Source organism: Zoogloea sp., assembly GCF_028693495.1.
GTDB lineage: Bacteria > Pseudomonadota > Gammaproteobacteria > Burkholderiales > Rhodocyclaceae > Zoogloea.
The window spans coordinates 1-4,762 of the sequence record NZ_JAQUVG010000154.1 but is presented as its reverse complement, the minus strand read 5'-3'; the positions used below and the strand labels follow the sequence as shown (position 1 = coordinate 4,762).

Sequence of the window (4,762 nt, the reverse complement as noted above, 5' to 3'; positions counted from 1 at the left end):
GGCGCTCCAGGCTGTCACGCACGGACACCGTGCAGCGGGCCTGGGGATCCGCCAGCATCGCATCAAAACCATAGCGGCAGGCCTGGAACTTGTTGTAGCGGGCAACCAGGGCCTGCATGGGAGGGTGGATGGGCGGACGCGCCCTCAACAACCAGCGGCACAGACTCTGGGCGAGTGCAGCCAGTTCGGTGGCCCGATCCACCGTCAGCGGGGTATCGCAGACCCGGATCTCCACCGTACCGTACTCGGGCTTCGGTCGCACATCCCAGTACAGATCCTTGATGCTCTCGGCCACGCCACAGGACTGCAGCAGGGCCATGTGATCCAGGAAGGCTGACCAGCTTCTCACATCAGGCGCCTGACCCGACAGTGGAAAGGCCGACACGGCATTCAGGCGGGCGGAGGCAAAGGCCGTGTCGGTGCCATCCAGAAAGGGAGATGAGGCGGAGAGCACCACGAAGTGCGGAACATAGGTGTTGAGGGCGTGGGTCAGCCAGATCGCGTCGTCCCCTGAGGGCACCCCCACGTGAATATGCTGGCCGAACACGGTGAACTGCTTGCTGAGATAACCATAGCGCTCATTGAGAAACGCAAAGCGTTCCCCGGGGCAGATCCGCCGTTCAGGCCAGTGGTGGAACGGATGAGTCCCCCCGCCACAAATTTCCACGTGGTTCCGCTGGCAATGCGTGACCAGCAGGGCTCGCAGCCCATCCAGATCGGTCGCGATGGCCTCCACGTCTTCGCGGGGGCACGTGTTTATCTCGATCATGCTTTCAGTGATCTCGAGCTTCACATCCCCGCACCTGCCGTCATGATGCAGCCCCCCCAGCAGATCGGTGGCCGCCCGGGTAAGGTCATAGTCCCGGGGAGAGACCAGTTGCAACTCCAGCTCAACCCCCAGAGTTAGCGGGAGACTCGGGGTAAAGGCAAGTCCTGAAAGGTCACTCATAGTTTCAACTCCTGAGGGGCAGGCGTAGTCTCGCCCGCCCGGCGAAAGGCAGCCTTGCACAGTTGTGGTCCGGCCAGTTCCATCATGGCGGCGGCCATCAGAGGCAGCAGCAAGGCCTGGGTGCTGACTTCCGGGTAGATCAGGGCGAGTTCTGCCCCCATGAAAATAGCGGTGGCAGACAAGGGCTGAATACCCAGTCCCACCAGACAGCGCCGGGCCAGGGGCAGGTCGTGACGCCCGCTGGCCAGCACACCTGCAAATTTGGCCAAACCCCTGACCAGGATCAGGCCCAGGGCCTGCAGACCCACCAGCCAGGTAAGCTCGGCCAGGGGCAACATGGCTCCGGTGACCACGAAGAGCACGATGGCCAGGACCCAATGCCCCTGAGGCAAGCCCGTGTAGGCAAGCACCCGGCCCGTATCCAGAAGCGCCAGGAAACCACCCATCAGGAACAGGGTGAGGAAGACCGGGATGGCCAGCATTCGGGCAAGGCCGATGGCCAGCACGGCCACCGCCACCAGGATGAAAACCTGGGCTAACGAGCGTTTTGCCTGGCGCACCGCCAGCACCAGGGCCAGCCAGGCACCGAGCGACCCGATCAGCACTCCACCGATCACCACCCACAGGGGATGGGCCAGCATGTTGAGCCAGTCACCGGACTGCTCACCGTGGATCAGCCCGAGTGCCAGTGCAAATCCAATGAAGGACAGGGCGCTGGAGAGGGCTGTCAACAACAGGGTGCGCTGGGTCACCTGACCCTGAGCGCGGCTCTCCTCAGCCGTCAGCAGCACCACAGCCGGTGCCGAGGCCATCGTGATCGCCGCAGTCGCGGCACTCCAGGCTGGAGTGAGATCCACCACCAGAGAGGCAAACAGAAAGATCGCCGCAAAGGCCAGCCCGGACTCCAGCAATGCCGTCCGCAGCAGGGCAGGATTGTGGCGCAGCCAACCCAGATCCAGGTTTCGCCCGGTTTCGAGGAGCAGCAGCCCCAGCGCGGCATCGGCCACGGGCCGGGCCAGCGCGAGGGTTTCCTGGCTCAGCCAGCCCAACATGCCCGGCCCGGCAATCGCCCCGGCCAGAACATATCCGACAATCCGGGACAGACCCAGGCGTCGGTGCAGCGCCTCTCCTGCCAGCAGGCCACCGATCAGCAATAAGGCAAACAGCGCCAAGGGATCCATCTGATCAGGAAAGGACGGCAGAAAGAACAGCCGGGCCTGCAGAAATTCCCAGACGTCACGAAAAATGCTCATAACACCGTTTTCTCCTGAGCTGCGCAGCCACGACGACAGGCCCCACTGCACAAGCAGGGACACTTCGTGATCGCCGAATTGGTAAAGGATGAAAGGCAGCAGACCTTGGAGGCGCCGCAGGAAAGATATATATTCAAACCAATATACTTACCGTCAAACGATAACGCAAACATCCGCAAGGAGCTCCCATGGCCAAAGCCAAGACCATCCGCATCGGACTGTCCGCCCGCCTGTTTCATCCCCGGGAAGGCGCCACCGGCATCGAGTCCAAGAGCCTGCAGGTTCTGGAGCAATCCATCGCCCAGTGGGTCATGTCCCGGGATGTCCTGGTGCTGATGGTGCCCTCCATCCTCAAGGATGGCTGCATCCACCGCAGCAACATCCGCCTGCGGGACTACGCGGAGTATCTGGATGGACTGGTCCTCCAGGGAGGCACCGACGTAAGCCCGGAAGCCTACGGTGAGCAGCCCCTGAAACCGGAATGGTCCGGCGACCGGGTGCGGGATGCCTACGAGATGGAGCTTCTCCACGAATTCGTCGAGGCAGGGAAACCGGTCCTGGGCATCTGCCGCGGCATGCAACTGATCAATGTCGCCTTCGGGGGCTCCCTGTACCAGGATATTCCCAGCCAGTATGCTGCCCCAGCCCGTCACCAGGCCGAGGCCTACGACCAGCACAGCCATGGCATCCGGTTCACGGAACGGGGACGCTTTGCCCACTGGTTCGGGCACACCGAAGGCGGCAACGTGGTATCGATTCACCACCAGTGCGTCCGAACCCTGGGCAAGGATCTGCTGGTTGAAGCCAGCTCGGCAGACGACGGCATGATCGAGGCCATTCGCCATACCGGTCATGGTTTCCTCGTCGGTGTGCAGTGGCATCCCGAATTTCACACGCCCGGTCGTAGCGACCTGCTCGATTGCACACCGCTCCTTGAGGCCTTCCTGAACTGCGCCCGGGCCAGCCGCTGATCCGGACGGCAAGCCTAAACGCAGGACCTGCCCCACCGCCGGCTTGAGGTCAGCGCCCGGCGAACCTTTCCATTACCCACAATTTCTGATCCCCCGGATCGGCAGCCACCACGGCGCGGGATTGCCCGGCCCGGCGCAAGTCGGGCAATCCCCCAAAAATTCAAATAACAGCAAAACGTGAAAAACTCACGCCTTACCCGGCGTGCCCGCCAATGCTCTGTGAATTACTCGACAGGCGCCCCCGCACGTATCGGTCAAAATCCGCAGCAGTAAGAAAACACAACGATGTCAGCCCGCAGCCGATGACTGGATCATGTTTTCAGTTGCATGCGCCGCGGATAGACACCCACCGTTCGATACGCTGCTTAGATTGGGAAAATCAGAAAAATGAAGACACTTGCTCTGGCTCTCGCCACCATCGGTCTGTTCGCCACCAGCACCGCCCAGGCTTCGCTTGCCGATCTGAGCAGCTGGACCACCGTTGGCAATGCATCCGCCTCCACGGAGCAGGCCAACCTGACCGCCTATGGCACCATCTCGAGCAAGGTCTCGAACGTGACCTCCTTCGACTGGTTCTTCCAGGCCAAAGACTACATGCCCTTCAATGACTACGGCTGGTACCGGCTGGACAGCGGCGCCATCAACGTGCTGTCGAACGTCAGCGCGGTTGGCGACTACGGCAATTCCGGCTGGCAGACCTTCATCTTCGATACGGCCTTCACCGGCACCTTGACCTTTGGCGTGAATAACGAGATGGATACGGGCCTGTCCAGCGAGTTGTACATCAAGAACGTCGAATCCGCCTCCAAGGTGCCGGAACCCGTGTCCCTGTCCCTCGTCGCGATGGGCCTCGCCGGCCTCGGCCTCAGCCGCCGCAAGGCCAGGCAAGCCGCCTGAGCCGCTGCAAGCCCCCGGCAAACCTTTCAATTGACGGAGCTGCTCGGGAGGCCTGGCCGGTGACGGCACGCACAGCATCGCGGATGAGATGCTTGAAGCATTCGAGAGAGATTGCTCCCTGCTCAAAACAGCAGCTCGATGAAAAGCCCCTGCCGGTTTCCCGACAGGGGCTTTTAAATTTCCTGCAGCCGACCGGCAAAACCGGCCGGTTTTCGCAACTTACATCTCGACGGTATCCGCCACTTCAACGAAGGCGGGGATCTGGTCGAAGTTCATGTAGCGGTAGATCTCGGCGGCCTTGGCATTCACCACCTGGATCTGCTCCATGTACTCTTCCTTGGTCACGATCCGGCCGGCCAGGGCGCACATGGCGGCCAGTTCGGCGGAGCCCAGGTAGACACGGGTGTCGATGCCCAGACGGTTCGGGAAGTTGCGGGTCGAGGTGGAGATGGCGGTGGAACCCTTGCGGATCTGCGCCTGGTTGCCCATGCACAGGGAGCAGCCGGGCATTTCCATGCGGGCACCGGACTTGCCGAGAACGCCGTAGTAGCCTTCCTCGGTCAGGTTCAGCGCATCCATCTTGGTCGGCGGAGCAATCCACAGACGGGTCGGGATGTCGGACTTGCCTTCCAGGACCTTGCCGGCAGCACGGAAGTGGCCGATGTTGGTCATGCAGGAGCCGATGAACACTT

General features: G+C 62.0%; 5 protein-coding genes. 2 read left to right on the top strand and 3 right to left on the bottom strand.

Going from position 1 to position 4,762, the window contains the following annotated elements:
* Both PHD22_RS16350 and PHD22_RS16345 read right to left on the bottom strand, forming a co-directional pair.
* On the bottom strand, positions 1-949 hold a 949-nt coding region (locus PHD22_RS16350; protein ID WP_299869334.1), incomplete at its 3' end, for a YbdK family carboxylate-amine ligase.
* On the bottom strand, positions 946-2,202 hold the full coding sequence (locus PHD22_RS16345; RefSeq protein ID WP_299869331.1) for a cation:proton antiporter: 1,257 nt from the start codon (positions 2,200-2,202) through the stop codon (positions 946-948). The genes PHD22_RS16345 and PHD22_RS16350, both read right to left, overlap by 4 nt.
* A gap of 188 nt (positions 2,203-2,390) precedes the next feature.
* On the opposite strand from PHD22_RS16345, the gene PHD22_RS16340 reads away from it, so the two are divergent.
* Positions 2,391-3,173, top strand: a complete 783-nt coding sequence (locus PHD22_RS16340; protein ID WP_299869328.1) for a type 1 glutamine amidotransferase — start codon at positions 2,391-2,393, stop codon at positions 3,171-3,173.
* A 387-nt stretch (positions 3,174-3,560) separates the two neighbouring features.
* Positions 3,561-4,070, top strand: a complete 510-nt coding sequence (locus PHD22_RS16335) for a PEP-CTERM sorting domain-containing protein (RefSeq protein WP_299869325.1) — start codon at positions 3,561-3,563, stop codon at positions 4,068-4,070.
* A gap of 219 nt (positions 4,071-4,289) precedes the next feature.
* Here PHD22_RS16335 and PHD22_RS16330 read toward each other — a convergent pair.
* A partial coding sequence (locus tag PHD22_RS16330) for an aconitase family protein (RefSeq protein WP_299869322.1) occupies positions 4,290-4,762 on the bottom strand: 473 nt, incomplete at its 5' end.